Source organism: Amycolatopsis rifamycinica (genome assembly GCF_000695625.1).
GTDB lineage: Bacteria > Actinomycetota > Actinomycetes > Mycobacteriales > Pseudonocardiaceae > Amycolatopsis > Amycolatopsis rifamycinica.
The window spans coordinates 81,827-98,427 of record NZ_JMQI01000024.1 but is presented as its reverse complement, the minus strand read 5'-3'; the positions used below and the strand labels follow the sequence as shown (position 1 = coordinate 98,427).

Here is a 16,601-nt window from a genome sequence, read left to right as displayed (position 1 = left end):
CGCGGCTCGCGGCCGGGCCGAGCGCCTTCCGGCCCGGCCGGGTGCTGATCAAGGAGGATTCCCGTACGCCGGGCCAGAGTCTCACGGGAAGCCGGACGCCGGGCGCTACCCGGTGGGTGGTTCGCTCGGGAACAGGATCGGGCTGAGCAGGTACCGCGTCCGCCCGGGCCGCGGTTCGTTCGCCAGCCGCGGCGCGATCGCCGCGCGCAGCTGCCCGATCAGCGTTTCCAGCTCCGCGGGGTCGAGCCAGACCGCGTGCTGCCGGTAGCCGACGAGGTCGGCCACCGGGTCCGCGGTCTCGCGGTCGAGGTAGGCGTGGAACTCGGCGACCAGCGCGGCGACCGCGCTCGCGAACGCCCGCCGGTGGTCCTCGGGTGTCATCTTCCGGGCCGCTTCGAGGTCGATCACCGCGCGGTCCTGCCGCAGGCGGTAGTGGCGCTCGACGGCGCCGCGGACGCGCTGCTCCTCGGCCACTTCGAGCACGCCGGCCTGGGCGAGGAGATCGACGTGCCGGTAGACGGACGCCTGCGACACGTCCGGCAGCCGGGTGGCCAGCTCGGCCGTGGTGAGGATCCGGTCGCCGCGCAGCGCGTTCACGATCCGCACCCGGACCGGGTGGGCGAGGAGTTTCAAGATGTCCACACCGAACGTTCTCACAACCTGCTATCGTTCGCAAAAAATGAGAAAGGTGGCGGCGATGAGCCGGGATCCGGTGGCGACCGCGACAGCGGTGGTGGCGATGCTGATCGACGGGCGGTTCGGCGAGGTGGCCGGCCGCTTCGCGCCCGGCCTGCGGGCGGCCGTCCCGCCCGGCGACCTGCGGAGTGCGTGGGCCACCGTGGCCGCGGCGCCGGTGGCCGTCACCGGCCCGGCCGAGAGCGAGCCGGGGCAGGCGGGGCTGGTGCGGGTGCGCGTCCCGGTCGGCGGCTGCACCGTCGTGATGTCCGTCGACGACCGCGGCGTGCTGCACGGCCTCCGGTTCGCGCCCGCCTCCGCTCCACAGTGGGCACCGCCGTCCTATGCGGACCCGCGGTCGTTCGCCGAACGGGAGATCACGCTCGGCGGGGGGCCGGGCGCCACCGTCACCGCCCCGTCGGCCGCCGGGGGAGCGGGCGTGGTGCTGCTCGCCGGGGGTGGCCCGTTCGACCGCGACGGGAGCAGCGGCCCCAACAAGCCGCTCAAGGACCTCGCCTGGGGCCTCGCGACCCGCGGCGTGACGGTCGTGCGGTTCGACAAGGCGCCGGCGCCGACGATGACCGAGGAGTACGTACCGGCCGCCCTCGCGGCCCTCGACGTCCTGCGGCGCGAACCGGGCGTCGAGCGGTTGTTCGTCGCCGGGCACAGCATGGGCGGGAAGGTCGCGCCGCGCGTGGCCGAGGCGGACGGCGCGGTGGCCGGGCTGGTGATCCTGGCCGGCGACGCGCAGCCGATGCACCACGCCGCCGTCCGCGTCGCCCGGCACCTGGGGCTCGATCCGTCCACAGTGGAGGGGTTCGGACGGCGGGCCGCGCTCGTCGACGGCCCCGGGCTGACGCCGGAGACCCCCGCGGCCGAGCTGCCCTTCGGCCTCCCCGCCTCCTACTGGCTCGACCTGCGCGGCTACGACCCGGTCGCGGCCGCCGTGGCCCTGCCGGTGCCGGTCTTCCTCGGGCAGGGTGGCCGCGACTACCAGGTGACGGTGGCCGACGACCTCACCCGCTGGCGTACCGGGCTCGCCGGGCGCGCCGACGTGACGGTCCGGGTCTACGAACGCCTCGACCACCTCTTCCGGCCCGGTGCCGGGCCGTCGACCCCGGCGGACTACGCCCGGCCCGGCCACGTCGACGCCGCGGTGATTTCGGATGTGGCCGAGTGGGTGGCTCGCGTAGGCTGAGCCCCGGCGCGCCGGGAAGTCTGGTCGGCATCCGGATTCGTTTTCGGGAGGACCGGCTGATGCGCGGGGTGGAAACCGTCCTTTGCCTGCTCCGGTAGCGGCGGCGGGCCTCGCTCATGCCGGCGGCTTCCTCGGAGGTCCCCCGAACCGCGCGCCAGCGAGCGCAGGAAGTCCTGCAGCGAACGCGCATCCCCGGACGAGGACTCCACGGCCGCGCGGGCGCCGGGCCGAACTCCGGCCGCGTCGGTCGGCACGGGTCCGGCGTGCGCCATGCTGGTGTACAGCGCCGCGCGCGCAGGCGATCCGCGACGAGCCCGGACCGCCGGGCGACGGTGGCCGCCCGCGCCGCGCGTTCCATGAGTTCCGTCACCACCCATCCGCCGCCGCCGGTTCGGCGAGCGGACTCCGGTCATCGCCGCCCGTGTCTCGCCGGCGAGACACGGGCGAAGCCGTTTTCCGGATCCCGCAATGGATTCCTTGAAGCGCGCCGCGCGCCCGGGCTATAAAGAAATCGTCTCCGTGATGGAGGCCTTTCCGGCTGGCATATCCGTGAGAGGAAATCCATGCGGGTTCTTTTCGTCACCTACGCGGCGAGGTCCCATTTCTATCCGATGGTCCCGCTCGCGTGGGCATTGCGTTCGGCCGGGCACGAAGTCCGGGTCGCCGGCCAGCCCGAGCTGGCCGGCGTCGTCGCCGGGGCCGGGCTGACCGCCGTCCCCGTCGGGCGGGACCACCGGTTGTGGCGCAGCGTCGGCCGTTTTCTCAGCGGGCGGTTCGCCGAGGTCGACCCGGATACCCACGCCGCCGTCCGCGGGACCCGGATCCTGCCGTTCGACCTGGTCGAGCACGCGCCGGAGCGGCTCGGCTGGGACGATCTCGACACGATGTACGACCGCCTCGTGCGCACCTGGTACAAACTCGTCAACAACACCATGGTCGACGACCTGGCCGGGTTCGCCGGGTGGTGGCAGCCGGACCTGGTCCTCTGGGAGCCCAACAGTTACGCGGGCGCCGTCGCGGCCAAGCTGTGCGGCGCGGCGCACGGCCGCCTTCTGTCCGGAATGGACATCTTCGGCGTCACCCGTGACCGGTACCGGGAAACGCGGCCGCCGGGGGAGGGTTCCGACCCGCTCGCCGAGTGGCTCGACGCGCGGATCGGCAAGCACGGCGGCCGGTTCAGCGAGGACCTGGCCGTCGGGCAGTTCACCGTCGACCAGCTGCCCGACACCCTGCGGATGACCGCCGACCTGCACTACCTGCGCCTGCGTTTCCTGCCGTACAACGGTCCTTCGGTCGTGCCCTCCTGGCTGCGGCGCGCGCCGGACCGGCCGCGGGTGGCGGTCACCCTCGGCGTGACCGCCGGCGAGCACTTCGGGGGACACGGCCTCGGCATGCAGGAACTCGTCGACTCGCTCGCCGGTCTCGACGTCGAAGTGGTGGCGACGGCGGGGGAACCGGGCCACCGGGACCTCCGGGTCCCCGCCAACACCACCGTGGTGCCGTCCGTGCCGCTGCACGCGCTGCTGCCGAGCTGCGCGGCGGCCGTGCACCACGCCGGGTTCGGCACGCTGTGCACGACGCTCTACTACGGCGTCCCGCCGCTGTCGGTGCCGGAGCGGTTCGACGAACCGCCGTTCGCCGCCCGGATCGCCGACCGCGGTGCCGGGCTCGCGGTGCCGATGGCCGAGGCCACCGGGGACCGGGTGCGCGAGCTGGTGACGCGGCTGCTGGACGAGCCGTCCTTCCGGCGGGGCGCACACCGGGTGCGGGACGAGATGACCGCGCTGCCGTCACCCGCCGAACTGGTGCCGGACCTGGAAAAGGTCGTGGCCGGCTACCGCTGACGGATTCACCGAGCCGGCGACGCCGGCCGAAGGGAGCTTTCCGATGAAAGGCATCGTCCTGGCGGGCGGCAGTGGCACCCGCCTGCACCCGCTCACCCTCGCCACCTCGAAACAGCTGCTCCCGGTCTACGACAAGCCGATGGTGTACTACCCGCTGTCGGTGCTGATGCTGGCCGGGATCCAGGACATCCTGATCATCTCGACGCCGGGCAGCCTGCCGTCGTTGCACGCCCTGTTCGGCGACGGCGCGCAGCTCGGGCTCAACCTGAGCTACGCCGAGCAGCCGGAGCCGCGGGGCATCGCCGACGCGTTCCTCGTCGGCGCCGGCCACCTCGCCGGCGACGATTGCGCGCTCGTGCTCGGCGACAACATCTTCCACGGCGCCGGGTTCGGCAGCCTGCTGCGCGACACGCGCAAGAACCTGGACGGCTGCACGCTGTTCGGCTATCCCGTTTCCGACCCCGAACGCTACGGGATCGCCGAGGTCGACGAACGCGGCCGGCTCGTTTCGATCGAAGAGAAACCGGCGCGGCCGCGGTCGGACAACGCGGTCACCGGCCTGTATTTCCACGACGCGGACGTCGTCGAAATCGCGCGGGGTATCCGGCCTTCGGCGCGCGGCGAACTGGAGATCACCGACGTCAACCGGGTCTACCTGGAAGCGGGGCGGGCGCGCCTGGCCACGCTCGGCCGCGGGTTCACCTGGCTCGACGCGGGCACGCCCCAGTCGCTGCTCGAAGCGGGGCAGTACGTCCAGGTGCTGGAAAACCGCCAGGGCGTCCGCGTGGCCTGCCTCGAGGAAATCGCGCTGCGCATGGGGTTCATCACCGCCGACGAATGCCACGAGCTGGGCCGCAGAATGGAAAAGACCCAGTATGGTCGCTACGTGATGGACGTCGCGAGATCGTCCGCCGGCCGCGCGTAGGACGTCGTCCCGCCGGCGGGACGCCGGAATCCGCGCCCGCCGAACCTTCCCCCCCGCCGAGGAGTGCCCCATGTGGACCGAACTGACGCCGGCCGAGCTGCTCTCGGCGGACCTGGCCGCGCCGCGGATCGCGGACCGGCCCTGGCTCGTCCGCTGGGACTCGCCCGGACTCGACGCCGAAGCCCTCGCGCGGCGGGTGTTCCCGGACCCGGTGGACCTGCGCACCTCCGGCACCACCGGCCCCGGCCGGGTCTGGCGCCGGTCCTTCGCCCAGGTGTGGGCCGAAGCGGGCCTGCTGGCGGACCTGCTGCGGCCGCGCCGTCCGGAGGCGGTGCTGTCCTTCGTCCCGCCACAGCACATCTTCGGCCTGCTGGCGACCGTGCTCGTGCCGGCCCGGCTCGGGATTCCGGTGTGGTACCGGCCGGACCTGTTCGGGCCGATGCCGGACGAGGGGCACACGCGGTGGGCGGTGCCGGCGATCCCGTGGGTGTTCGCCCTGCTGCGCCGCAACGTTTCCTGGGTCCGTTCGATGGACCACGTCGCCGTCCTGCACAGCACGGCGACGCTGCCCGCCTCCGCCGCCGGTTTCCTCGCCGCGGCGGGCCCGGACCGCGTCAGCGTCACCGAGGTCTTCGGCTCGACGGAGACCGGAGGGGTCGCCCAACGCGGGTGGACGGGCGGGAACCCGCCGTGGGAACTGTTCGGCGACGTCCGTCTGCTGTCCGAAAAGGACACCGCGGCCGAGGTGCCGCTCCGGATCGCCGGACCGCGGCTGGCCGCCGTCCCGGGCCAACCACCGCCGGCCGTGCTGACGATGGACGACTTCGTGCGGCCGGTCGGCGACCGGGCGTTCGCCTTCGTGGGCAGGCGGAGCAGCCTGGTCAAGGTCAACGGCCGCCGGCTGGACCTCGACGAGCTCGAGCGGTCCCTGCGGGCCGTGGTGCGGTGCGCGGATCTGGCGCTCGTCCCGGTGGCGGACGACCTGACCGGGGAGCACGTCGACGTGCACGTCGTGCCGGAAGCCGGGCACGACGTCGACGTCCAGGCGGTGCGCCGGCACCTGGGGGTGCAGCCGCGGAAGGTGCTCGTGCGCGACCGGATCGACCGCACGGACACCGGCAAGACGCGGCGGGTGCGCCCGGCCGGCACCGACGGACCGGCCAGGTGAGAGCGGTCCGGGGGATGAGCGCGCAGCGGCGGCTGGCCGAGCTGGTCCGTGGGACGCACCCGGGAGCCCGGCTCGACGAGTGCGACGAGGCCGACCTCGAGCGGATGCGGGCGAGTGCGGACACCGTCGGCAAAGCGCTCGCGGCGGGGCAGTCGATCTACGGCCTCACCCAGGGATTCGGGCCACTGGTGTGGTTTTCCGCGGAGTCCGAAGCGGAGCAGGGCAGCAGCCTGCTCGCCCACCTCGGCACCGGCCAGGGGCGCCCGCTGGCGCCCGAGGCCTGCCGGCTGATCGTCCGGCTGCGGCTGGAGAGCATGCGCAAGGGCTACTCCGCCGTTTCGCCGGAGTTCTGGCGGCGGCTCGCGAACCTGTGGAACCGGGGCTTCGTCCCGGCGATCCCCCGGGAAGGCACCGTGAGCGCGAGCGGTGACCTGCAGCCGCTCGCGTACGCCGCGCAGACCTTCGCGGGGGCGGGTGAGGCCTGGGTGCGGGACGGCGAAGGCGACTGGTCGGTGAAGCCGGCCGAGCTGGTGCTCGCGGACCTGGGCGCCGAGCCCGTCCAGTGGCCGGTCCGCGAGGCGCTCGCGTTCGTCAACGGTACCGGGGCGAGCCTCGCCGTCGCCCTCCTCAACCAGGACTCGACGGTGCGGCTCGTGCGGGCCGTGGCGCTGCTGACCGGCCGGGTGGCGGAGCTGCTCGGGGTGAACCCCGAGCCGTACCACCCCGGTGTCGCGGTGGCCCGCGGCCAGCGGGGGCAGGCCGAGGTGGCCGGCTGGGTGCGCCGCGAGCTGTCCGAAGGCGCCGGACGGTCCCCGCACCGGCCGCTGCAGGAGCCCTACAGCCTGCGCTGCGCCCCGCAGGTGCTCGGGGCGGCGCTGGACCAGCTCCGGTTCGCCGGCGAGGTGCTGCTGCGCGAAGCCGAGGGCTGCACCGACAACCCGCTCACCTACGAAGGAGCCGTCCTGCACGGCGGCAACTTCCACGCGATGCCGGTCGGCTTCTGCTCCGACCAGACCGGGCTGGTGCTGCACCAGGTGGCCTACCTCGCCGAGCGCCAGCTCGCCATGCTCTGCGACCCGGCGACCAACGGCGGGCTGCCGCCGATGCTCACCCCGCGTCCCGGCCGGGGCTGCGGCCTCGCCGGCGTGCAGCTGAGCGCGACGTCGTTCGTCGCCAGGATCCGGCAGCACGTCTACCCGGCCTCGCTGACGAGCCTGCCCACCAACGGCTGGAACCAGGACCACGTGCCGATGGCGCTCAACGGCGCCAACGCGGTCGCCGAAGCCGCCGAGCTGGCCTGGCTGGCCGTCGGTTCGCTCGCGGTCGGCGTCGCCCAGCTGACCGCGGCGCTGGGCCGGGACGCGGGAACCGCGCCGCCGTGGGCGGCGCTGGCGGAGCTTTCCCCGCCCCTGGGGGCCGACCGGCCGATGGCCGGTGAGGTGCGCGCCGCGGCGCGGCTGCTGTCCCGGGCCGCGGCGGCTCCGCCGGATCGGACGACCACGTCGGCAACGCCAGGAGGTGCCAGGTGACAACGAGCAAGACGGCGGCGGGGACCGGAACCGAGGGCGGTGCGGTGCTCAAGCTGTCGGCGTGGCGGGAGCTGCTGTCCTACATCCGGCCCTACCGCGGGCTGGTGGTGGCGGGCGGGGTGCTCAGCACGATCGGCAGCCTGATCGGGCTGGTCCAGCCGGTGGTGACCAAGCAGCTCATCGACTCGCTGTCCGACGGCCGCGCCGTGACCGGCCCGATCATCCTGCTGACCGGCGCCGTGCTGCTCGGCGCCCTGATCACCACCGTCGGCTCGTACCTGCTCGGGCGCAGTGCCGAATCGGTGGTCCGGGACTCCCGGCGCCGTCTGGTCAGCCGGATCCTGTGGCTGCGCCTCCCGCAGACGGCCAAGTTCGCGCCCGGTGACCTGATGTCCCGCGTCACCGCGGACACGACGCTGCTGCGGGAGGTGGCGAGCCAGGCGCTGGTCGACTCGGGCCGCGGCCTGCTGATGTTCATCGCCATCCTCACCATGATGTTCCTGATGGACCCGGTCCTGGTGCTGGTGACGCTGGGGGTGCTGGTCTTCGCCGGCATCCTCATCGGACTGGTGGTGCCGTTCTTCTCGCGGTACAACGAGCGGGTCCAGAAGGCCGTCGGCGAGATCAGCAGCACCCTGGAGCGGTCGCTCGGCGCCTTCCGGATGATCAAGGCGGCCGGGCTGGAGCCGCGGGAGGAGGCCCGGGCCGTCGACGCGACGACCACGGCGTGGAAGTACGGCGTGCGGCTCGCGTGGCTGCACGGGCTGGTCGGGGCGTGCGCCACGCTGGCGATCCACGTGTCGTTCCTGGCCGTGCTGGGCATCGGGGGCGCCCGGGTCGCGACCGGCGAGATCGAGATCGGCACCCTGGTGGCCTTCCTGCTGTACCTGTTCTACCTCCTGGAACCGGTCGGGTCGCTGCTCGAGGCGGCGTCCAACCTCAGCGCGGGGCTGGCGTCCGCGCGGCGCATCCACGAGGTGCAGCAGCTGGAGGTCGAGCCGAAACCGGAGGCGGAGCTGGCCCGGATCGCGGGCGGCAACGGCTTCGCGGGCGGCGACCCGGCGGACAAGACGCCGGCGTCGGTCAGCTTCCGCGAGGTGGCCTTCCGGTACCCGGGCACCGAGCCGCTGGTGCACCACGAGGTGACGTTCGACGTTCCCGCCGGCGGCATCACCGCGCTGGTGGGCCCCTCGGGCGCGGGCAAGTCCACGGTCTTCGCGCTGCTGGAACGGTTCTACGAGCCGGACGGCGGGCGGATCCTGCTGGACGGCCACGACGTCCGCGACTGGCCGCTGTACCTGCTGCGCGCGTCCATCGGCTACGTCGAGCAGGACGCCCCGGTGCTGGCCGGCACGCTGCGCGAGAACCTGCTGATCGGCGTCCCGCACGCCGACGAGGCGGACATCGAGCGCGTGCTGCGGCAGACCCGCCTCGACAGCCTGGTCGACAAGCTCCCGGACGGCGTCGACACGGCGGTCGGCCACCGCGGCAACACCCTGTCCGGCGGCGAGCGGCAGCGGGTCGCGGTGGCACGGGCGTTGCTGCGCCGCCCGCGGCTGCTGCTGCTCGACGAGGTGACCTCACAGCTGGACGCGGTCAACGAGCTGGCCCTGCGGGAGACGGTCGCCGAGGCGGCGCGCGAGCTCACGGTGGTCGTCGTCGCGCACCGGCTGTCCACGGTGGTCCAGGCGGACCGGATCGTCGTGCTGGACGCGGGAAAGGTGCGCGCGGTAGGGACGCACCACGAGCTGGTCAAGACCGACCCGCTGTACAACGAGCTGGCCACCACGCAGCTGCTGGTCTCCGACGATGCCGAGCAGACCGCCGTGGGGTGAGCGGGCAACGCCGAAAACCCACCGGGGTGCGCCTCGGTGGGTTTCCGGTGTGTCCGGCGGGCTCAGGGGTCAGTTCAGAGTGAGTTCGCGGAGGCGGATGACGAAGCAGGCCAGGCTGAGGATGGCTTGGTGCACGCGGCTCGTCGTTCGGTGCGGATGCGCGGGCGGCGGAAGTTCGTGAACCACGCGAAGGTGCGTTCGACCGGCCAGCGGACAGTGCCGAACCCGGAGCCGTGCTCGACGCCGGCGGGCGATGACCGGGGTGATGCCGCGGGCGGGTGCCGTGGGCGTCGGTGATCAGGTGGTGCTTCGAACCAAGCTTGCGGCGGCAGGCGGTTCCAGCCGATGCCGGTGCGGATCACGGACAGGTTGCCTTCCAGCGCAGCGCGGTCGTCGGCGCGCCTGCGGCCCGGGTAGCGGAAACGCCGCCGGCCGGGCAACGACGACACGCCGACTCGTTCTCACCGACCGCTTACTCGACGAAGACCGGAGTCAGCGACACCGGAACGCGGAGACGGCCGGCCCGCACTTCGACGGGGACCGGCCGGCCCAGAGCGTCCGTCGCCCGCGCGTCGGACGCGGTCCAGGCGCACTCGAACGGGGTCGGCGGTTCGTCCTCGCCGTCGAAGTCGTCGCCTCGGCGCCAGGCGACCAGCAGCGGGCCGCGGCCGGTGCGGTCCACTTCGAACACGTACAGGTTCGCGTCGCCGGGCACGTCGACCTCGGCGACGTGCCGGACGTCGCCGAGGCGGCCGGTCAGCAGCGCCAAGGTCTCACCGGCCGGGTGGCGGCGGCCGAGGCGGCCGTTCTCGTAGCCCACCAGGTCGAACTTGCCGAACAGCAGCTCCATCACCTGGTACGGGTTGCGCGGACCGGGGTGGTCCGGGCCGAGCTGCCAGCACACCGTGCGGCGCACGCCGGCCGCCAGGGCCAGCAGGTTGCGCACCACCAGGTCGCGGCAGTTCCAGCGGTGGCGCTTGTCCGCCAGCTCCGGGGCACAGCCGGCCATGAACATCTGCAGCAACGGCGGCATCACCGCCATCCGCCGGTAGAGCGCGACCATCGCGGGCTCGCCCGTCGCCTGCCACTCCTGCTCGCGGTCGTCGGCCGGCCCGGCCGCCGCCTCGGCCGCCTCGGCGGCCCCGACACCCGACCAGAGACCCACCAGGCGGGGCCGGAGCTGGGGGAGCGCGAACGGGAAAGGGCCGTTGTACTCGCCGAGCACGACCGGCTTGGCCGAGCCGTGCTCGGCCAGCAGCCGGTGCGCGGCGGCCACGACCGCCGGGATGAGGTAGGGGTCGCCGTAGGGGTGGACGTCGAACACGTCGAAGCAGGCGCCGCCGCCGGAGACGATCGTCTCGAAGCAGGCCACGGCCTCGTCGTCGACCTCCTCGCCCTCGACCGGCAGCGCGTCCGGCGGGACACCGCCGACGACGACCAGCGCCCGGGGGTCGGTCTCGCGCACGACCTCGGCGAAGACCTCGAGGTGCGCGAGGTAGTCCTCGGCGGAGCCGTTCCAGAGGAACTCCACGCACGGCTCGTTGTCGCACTGCCAGAACCGGACCCGGCCGCGGCACCGCGCGACCAGCGCCCGCAGGAACCGCCGGTACCGGGCCGGGTCCCGGGCGGGGGAGGCGGGCAGCGTCGGGTTCGGGTGCCGCGTCGCCCAGGTGGACGTGGTGTACACGGTGACCCAGACCTCGTCCGCGTCGGTCATCTGCGCCAGCATGGCGTCGACGGCGGCCCAGGTGAACCGGTCCGGCTCGGGCTCGATCTGCGACCAGTACAGGTACACGCGGATGGTGCGGGCACCCAGCTCCCGCACGACCGGCATGAACACCTCCGGCTCGGTGTGGATCCCGTAGGTGAGCCCGCGGGACACCCCGAGCCGGACGTCCGGCAGTTCTCCGGTCATCGTCGCTTCCTCCGCCGTTCATCTCCGGTGCTCGGACACGAGTTCCTCCAGCTCGCCGACGAAGTCGCCCGGGGCGGGCATGGCCAGCATTTCGTCGCGCAGCCGGACGCTGCCCTCGCGGAAGGCCGGGTCTTCGAGCAGCCGGACGAGGTGGTCGCGGACCCGCGCCCCGGTGGCCTCGTCCGAATGGATCGTCAGCCCGGCGCCCTGCCGGGCGAGCGAGGCGGCCAGCCGCGGTTCGTCGAAGTGGACCGGCAGGGCCAGCTGCGGGACCGCGTTGAGCGCGGTGGTGCACAGCGTGCCGAACCCGGCGTGGTTGATCACCGCCGAGCAGGTCGGGAGCAGCGCGGGCAGCGGCACGAACGAGACCGCCCGGACGTTGCCCGGCAGGGTGCCCAGCTCGTCCCGCACCCGGTCGGCGATGGTGGCGACGATCTCGATGTCCAATGTGGACAGGGAGTTGAAGATGTCCTTCAGGTCGACGGTGTAGCCGCTGAAGCGTTCGACGGCGCTCAACCCGAGGGTGAGCAGCACGCGCGGCCGCTCGGGCGGCCGCCGGAGCCAGTCCGGCACGGTGGCCGGCCCGCCGTACGGGACGTACCGCAGGTCGACGTAGCGGAGCCCGGGGGCGGGCATCCGCAGCGAGGGCGGGATCTGCTCGACGGTGAACTGGCCGGTGACCATGTCCTCGGAGAAGTCCGCGCCGAACCGCCGGGCCTGGCCGCCGAGCCAGGCGGCCAGCGGGTCGTCGCGGTGCTCCGCCGGCTGCCGGTGCATCACCTCGAGGTAGTGGTGCCGGGCCACGCCGAAGACGTCGAGGCCCCAGCTGATCCGGCCGTGCGCGGCGCCGGTGGCCTTGGCCGCGATCGCGCCCGCGAAACTGGTGGGCTCCCACAGCACCAGGTCCGGCTGCCACTGCCGGGCGAACCGGACCAGCGGGTTGACCATCGGCACGTTCTCCATCTTGTGCCACCAGGTGACGGCGAAGTCGTACCCCTTGTTCAGGTAGGTCCAGATGCGTTTCCTGGGCACGTCGACCACGTCGTAGGGCCGCGGGAACCCGGCGCGGGCGGCGGCGAGCTTCTCGGGCTGGATGCCGAGGACGCGGTACAGGCCGTGGTCCCGGCCGACCGGGACCGCCGTCAGCCCGGCCGTGGTGACGACGTCGTTCAGCCCGGGCTGGCTGGCCACCCGCACCTCGTGGCCCGCGGCGCGCAGGGCCCAGGCCAGCGGGACCATGCCCAGGAACATGATCTTCTCGGGATAGGTCACGAAGAGCACGCGCACTGGTGTGTCCTTTGTGGTCGGGACCGTGGTCAGCCGTGGTACTTCTCGGTGAGCTCGGCGAGCTCGCCGACGATCTCGGCCGGGGTGGGCGTCGCGAGCATCTCCGCGCGCAGCCGTTCGATGCCGTCCCGGTAGGACGGTTCGCTCAGCAGGGCGGCGACCGCCTCGCGGACCGCCGGACCGGTGGCTTCGGCGGGCTGGATCACCAGGCCGCCGCCCAGCTCGGCGATCCGGCGCGCGGTGTACCACCCGTCCTGCTGGTCGGGCAGGATCAGCTGCGGCACCCCGGACGCGGTGGCGGTGGCCATGGTGCCCGCACCGGCGTGGTGCACGATCACCGAGCAGGTCGGGGCGAGCGCGTGCAGCGGCGCATAGGGGACCACCCGCGCGTTGTCCGGGACGCGGGCCAGTTTCTCCTGCTCCTTCTCGGCGACGGTGGCCACCACCTCGACGTCGAGATCGGCCAGCGAGTCCAGGATGGACTGGACGTCGACCATGTACCCGCCGAAGCTCTCGGACGAGGTCAGCCCGAGCGTGATGGCGACCCGCCGCCGGGCGGGCGGCTCCCACAGCCAGGACGGCACGACCGCGGGACCGCCGTAGGGCAGGTAGCGGACGGACACCGAGTGCAGGCCGGTCGGCACGCGCTGCGACACCGGGAGCTGTTCGACGGTGAACTGGCCGGTGGTCATGTCCTCGGAGAACCCGGCCCCGGCTTTCTCCGCTTCCGCGCCGAGCCAGGCGCCGAGCGCGTCGCGGCCTCCCCCGTCCGGGCGGGCGGCGCGTTCCCGCAGGTACCGGGTCCGCCAGCGGCCGTAGAAGTCCAGGCCCCAGAGGAACCGGCCGTGCGCCGCCTCGCACGCCTTCGCCGCGATCGGGCCGGCGAAGGTGGCCTGTTCCCAGAGGATCAGGTCCGGCTGCCAGTACTTCGCGAAGTCCACCAGTTCGTCGATCATCGAGGAGTTGGTGTTCCTGGCCGCCTTGACGATGTCGCGGTCGGCCGTCGCCAGGTACTCCCAGGTGACCTCGCCCGGATCGTCCGGCATGTCGAACGGCGGGAAGACGCCGCGGCGGATGCGTTCGTGGACCTCCGGGTTCAGTTCGGCGAACCGCTTCGTCAGGAACCTGCTCGCCGACGACCAGAGGGTGTGGTCGGTGCCGACCGGCACCGCGGTGAGGCCGGCCTGGGTGATCACGTCGGTCAGCTTGGGCTGGCTGGCGACCCGGACTTCGTGGCCCGCTGCCCGCAGCGCCCACGCCAGCGGCACCATGCCGAGGAAATGGGTTTTCTCGGCGTAGCAGGTGAACAGAACGCGCATGGCTTTCCTCTCGGGACGGCCCGGGCGGGCCGGGCGCGGAACCGGCGGGTGCCGCCGGTCAGGCCGGTGGTGTGGCGGGTTCGCGGGTCAGGGCGGCGGCCAGGTCGGTGAGCACCGCGCGCAGCGGGACGCGGGGGAACCAGCCGGTGACGTCGTGGAACGGGGCCGGGTCGCCGACGAAGTCGACCGCGTCGGTCGGGACCGCACCACCCGGGGTCCCGACCGACGCGATCTCCACCGGGGGTTTTCCGGTGTGTTCGGCGGCCACGCCGGCGATGAGGCCGAACAGCTCCGCGATGCTGGTCCCGGTCCCGCTGCCGAGGAGCCAGTGCCGCCCGGCGAGCCGGTCCGCGTGCTCCAGCGCCGCGACGAAAGCGCGGGCGGCGTCGTCGACGCAGACGAGGTCGCGGCGGGCCGTGCCGCCGAACCACAGCGTCAGCGGCTCGCCGGCGAGGGCCCGGCGCAGCATGGCGGCCGCCACCCCGCGGTCGAGGGACGGGTCGTCCGTTCCCCGGCTCACCAGGGTGGGCAGCCGGAGGGTGGTGGCGCGCACGACGCCCGCCGCGGTCGCGGCCTCGAGCGCGAGCTCGGCCGCGAGCTTGTGGCGGTCGTACGCGGTTTGCGGCGCGTCCCGCTCGGTGCCGTCCAGCAGGCCGGAGCCGCCGGTGCCCACCTGCGACGTCGAGCCGGCGAACACCACCACCGGCGGCCGGGCCGGGCGCTGCCGCCGGAACACGTCGACCAGGTCGCGGACCAGGCCGGTGTTCACCCGCTCCGCGGCGTCGCCGTCGTCGGCCGAGCGCCAGGTGCGGGCCCCGGTGATGTAGGCGACCAGGTGCACCACCGCGTCCGCGCCCGCCACGGCCCGGGCGAGCTCGCCCGGCGCGGTGAGGTCGGCGGTCCGCACCTCGATCTCGGCCACCGCGTCAGGGGGCACGGTGGCCGGTCGCCGCGCCACGGCCCGCACCCGCACCGGGCGCGCGGCCAGTTCCCGGGTCACCGCCGTCCCCAGCAGCCCGGAGGCACCGAGCACGACGACCAGCGGCTTCGTCACGGCTGTCCCGCCCTTCAGTTCTCCGCGCCGGTATTCTGTTTCGCCGCGATGGTGACGATGATTTCGGCGAATTCCTCGAAATCGCCGTTCCGGTAGCCTTCGCCCGACCGGTACGGCTGCAGGTCTTCGAACAGCTTGACGTTGTAGATGTTCTCCAGTTCCAGCACGATCTGGACCAGGTTGAACGAGTCGAGATCCCGGATCGACGCCGGTGCTTTTCCGTCGTCGGCCTGCTCCTCGTGAATCATCCTGGCCGTCTCGATGAGCGTCCTGGTCACCTCGTCCTTCTGCAACAACACGGCTTGCGGCCCTTTCCGGTCGGAGGATCGTCCCGCCGGCGGGACAGGGGCAGCCCGCCGCGAGGAGGATTCGGTGCGAAGGTAGCACCGCGGCGAAGCCGTCGACAATCATTCGCGGACGGTGCCGCGGACGGCAATTGCCGCTTGTTGAATCCAGGGCGCACTTCGGGGAAGATTGCCGAAGAATCGGTGGTCTTCCACCGGTGTCACGGCACCCGCGAGAGAAGCCGTGCCACCTCCGCATTCCGCACCGTCCCGGTCCGAGGGCAAGGAGAACGAAATGCCGGCCACGTCCCGGTGCCGCATCTGCGACGGCACCGTCCACGAGTTTTTCGACTTCGGGCGCCAGCCGCTGTCCGACGCGTTCGTCGATCCCGCCGCGCCCGGCGAGGAGTTCTTCTTCCGGCTCGCGACCGGGATCTGCGAGACGTGCTCGATGGTGCAGCTCATGGCGGAAGTGCCGCGGGACAGGATGTTCCACGAAGACTACCCGTACCTGTCCTCCGGTTCGACGTTCATGCGCGAGCACTTCGGGAAGCTGGCCGAGCGGTTCCGCACCACCGAGCTCACCGGCGAAGACCCGTTCGTGGTCGAGCTCGGCTGCAACGACGGCGTCATGCTGAAGGCGCTGGCCGACGCCGGGATCCGGCACCTGGGCGTCGAGCCCTCGGGCGGCGTCGCCAAGCTGGCCGCGGCCAAGGGCATCAACGTCCGCAACGCCTTCTTCGAGGAAGCGACGGCCGAGGAGATCGCCGCCGGCGAAGGGAAAGCCGACGTCATCTACGCGGCGAACACCCTCTGCCACATCCCGTACATGGCGTCGATCCTGCGCGGGGTCACCACGTTGCTGGCGCCGGACGGGGTGTTCGTGTTCGAAGACCCCTACTTCGCCGACATCGTCGAGCGCACCTCGTTCGACCAGATCTACGACGAGCATTTCTTCTTCTTCACCGTGCGGTCCGTGCGGGCGATGGCCGAGCACCACGGGCTCGAGCTGGTGGACGCCGAGCGGCTGCCGGTGCACGGCGGCGAGGTGCGCTACACCCTCGCGCTCCCCGGCGCCCGGACGCCCACGCCCGCCGTCGCGCGGCTGCGCGACGAGGAAGAGGCGCGGAAGCTGGCGGACTTCGAAACCCTCCGGCGGTTCGGCGACCGCGTCCGGCAGAACTGCGACGATCTGGTGGGCCTGCTGGAGAAACTGCGCGACGAGGGCAAGCGCGTCGTCGGCTACGGCGCCACGGCGAAGAGCGCCACGGTGCTGAACCACTGCGGGATCGGACCCGACCTGCTCGCCTTCGTCAGCGACACCAGCCCCACCAAGCAGGGCAGGCTGACGCCGGGCTCGCACATCCCGGTCCGCCCGCCCGCCGAGTTCGCCGACCCGTACCCGGACTACGCGCTCCTGCTCGCCTGGAACCACGCCGAGGAAATCATGGCGAAGGAGCAGCAGTTCCGCGACGCGGGCGGGAAGTGGATCCACTACGTCCCCGAGGTGCGCGTTGCCTGACCGAAATCCGTTCCGGACAGCCGAAAACCCGAAGACGACACACCGT

13 protein-coding genes and 1 pseudogene are annotated in these 16,601 nt (G+C 72.9%); 7 read left to right on the top strand and 7 right to left on the bottom strand.

Going from position 1 to position 16,601, the window contains the following annotated elements; all coding sequences use genetic code 11:
- Positions 1–105 precede the first annotated feature (105 nt).
- Positions 106–642: a helix-turn-helix domain-containing protein gene (locus DV20_RS11295; RefSeq protein ID WP_043779163.1), complete on the bottom strand. Its 537-nt coding sequence runs from the start codon at positions 640–642 to the stop codon at positions 106–108.
- Between the two features lie 55 nt (positions 643–697).
- Between DV20_RS11295 and DV20_RS11290 the strand changes: the two genes are divergently transcribed.
- The 6 genes from DV20_RS11290 to DV20_RS11265 all read left to right on the top strand — a co-directional run bounded on the left by DV20_RS11290 (position 698) and on the right by DV20_RS11265 (position 9,174).
- Positions 698–1,873: an alpha/beta hydrolase family protein gene (locus DV20_RS11290; RefSeq protein ID WP_043779443.1), complete on the top strand. Its 1,176-nt coding sequence runs from the start codon at positions 698–700 to the stop codon at positions 1,871–1,873.
- Positions 1,874–2,436: 563 nt separating this feature from the next.
- Positions 2,437–3,717, top strand: a complete 1,281-nt coding sequence (locus DV20_RS11285; protein ID WP_043779162.1) for an activator-dependent family glycosyltransferase — start codon at positions 2,437–2,439, stop codon at positions 3,715–3,717.
- Between the two features lie 43 nt (positions 3,718–3,760).
- Complete coding sequence (gene rfbA / locus DV20_RS11280) at positions 3,761–4,642, top strand: glucose-1-phosphate thymidylyltransferase RfbA (RefSeq protein ID WP_043779159.1); 882 nt, start codon at positions 3,761–3,763, stop codon at positions 4,640–4,642.
- Positions 4,643–4,712: 70 nt separating this feature from the next.
- Positions 4,713–5,810 (top strand): class I adenylate-forming enzyme family protein, encoded by a 1,098-nt coding sequence (locus DV20_RS11275; RefSeq protein WP_043779157.1) that lies wholly within the window; start codon positions 4,713–4,715, stop codon positions 5,808–5,810.
- A 14-nt stretch (positions 5,811–5,824) separates the two neighbouring features.
- Positions 5,825–7,339, top strand: a complete 1,515-nt coding sequence (locus DV20_RS11270) for an aromatic amino acid ammonia-lyase (RefSeq protein WP_051735894.1) — start codon at positions 5,825–5,827, stop codon at positions 7,337–7,339.
- On the top strand, positions 7,336–9,174 hold the full coding sequence (locus DV20_RS11265; RefSeq protein ID WP_084093422.1) for an ABC transporter ATP-binding protein: 1,839 nt from the start codon (positions 7,336–7,338) through the stop codon (positions 9,172–9,174). Before DV20_RS11270 ends, DV20_RS11265 begins: the two co-directional genes overlap by 4 nt.
- Positions 9,175–9,243: 69 nt before the next feature.
- Here the strand turns inward: DV20_RS11265 and DV20_RS46485 are convergent.
- The 6 genes and pseudogenes from DV20_RS46485 to DV20_RS46135 form a co-directional block, all read right to left on the bottom strand.
- Positions 9,244–9,502 (bottom strand): annotated as a pseudogene (locus DV20_RS46485) (transposase); the annotation flags it as partial.
- 144 nt (positions 9,503–9,646) lie between these two features.
- Complete coding sequence (locus tag DV20_RS11255; RefSeq protein ID WP_043779156.1) at positions 9,647–11,089, bottom strand: glycoside hydrolase family protein; 1,443 nt, start codon at positions 11,087–11,089, stop codon at positions 9,647–9,649.
- A gap of 18 nt (positions 11,090–11,107) precedes the next feature.
- On the bottom strand, positions 11,108–12,376 hold the full coding sequence (locus DV20_RS11250) for an activator-dependent family glycosyltransferase (protein WP_043779155.1): 1,269 nt from the start codon (positions 12,374–12,376) through the stop codon (positions 11,108–11,110).
- A 29-nt stretch (positions 12,377–12,405) separates the two neighbouring features.
- Positions 12,406–13,695 (bottom strand): activator-dependent family glycosyltransferase, encoded by a 1,290-nt coding sequence (locus DV20_RS11245; protein ID WP_043779154.1) that lies wholly within the window; start codon positions 13,693–13,695, stop codon positions 12,406–12,408.
- 58 nt (positions 13,696–13,753) lie between these two features.
- Positions 13,754–14,749 carry an NAD-dependent epimerase/dehydratase family protein gene (locus tag DV20_RS11240; protein WP_051735893.1) on the bottom strand — a complete coding sequence of 332 codons (996 nt, stop codon included), beginning with the start codon at positions 14,747–14,749 and terminating at the stop codon, positions 13,754–13,756.
- A 14-nt stretch (positions 14,750–14,763) separates the two neighbouring features.
- Positions 14,764–15,048: a hypothetical protein gene (locus tag DV20_RS46135; protein WP_051735892.1), complete on the bottom strand. Its 285-nt coding sequence runs from the start codon at positions 15,046–15,048 to the stop codon at positions 14,764–14,766.
- Between the two features lie 280 nt (positions 15,049–15,328).
- Between DV20_RS46135 and DV20_RS11235 the strand changes: the two genes are divergently transcribed.
- Entirely contained in the window at positions 15,329–16,555 is a 1,227-nt protein-coding gene (locus tag DV20_RS11235; protein ID WP_043779152.1) for a class I SAM-dependent methyltransferase, read from the top strand.
- Positions 16,556–16,601 lie beyond the last annotated feature (46 nt).

Coding starts and splice junctions, on each gene's coding strand:
- DV20_RS11245 (WP_043779154.1), bottom strand. CDS start 13,695: ATGCGCGTTCTGTTCACCTGCTACGCCGAGAAAACCCATTTCCTCGGC.
- DV20_RS11270 (WP_051735894.1), top strand. CDS start 5,825: ATGAGCGCGCAGCGGCGGCTGGCCGAGCTGGTCCGTGGGACGCACCCG.
- DV20_RS11275 (WP_043779157.1), top strand. CDS start 4,713: ATGTGGACCGAACTGACGCCGGCCGAGCTGCTCTCGGCGGACCTGGCC.
- DV20_RS11255 (WP_043779156.1), bottom strand. CDS start 11,089: ATGACCGGAGAACTGCCGGACGTCCGGCTCGGGGTGTCCCGCGGGCTC.
- rfbA (WP_043779159.1), top strand. CDS start 3,761: ATGAAAGGCATCGTCCTGGCGGGCGGCAGTGGCACCCGCCTGCACCCG.
- DV20_RS11285 (WP_043779162.1), top strand. CDS start 2,437: ATGCGGGTTCTTTTCGTCACCTACGCGGCGAGGTCCCATTTCTATCCG.
- DV20_RS11290 (WP_043779443.1), top strand. CDS start 698: ATGAGCCGGGATCCGGTGGCGACCGCGACAGCGGTGGTGGCGATGCTG.
- DV20_RS11235 (WP_043779152.1), top strand. CDS start 15,329: ATGCCGGCCACGTCCCGGTGCCGCATCTGCGACGGCACCGTCCACGAG.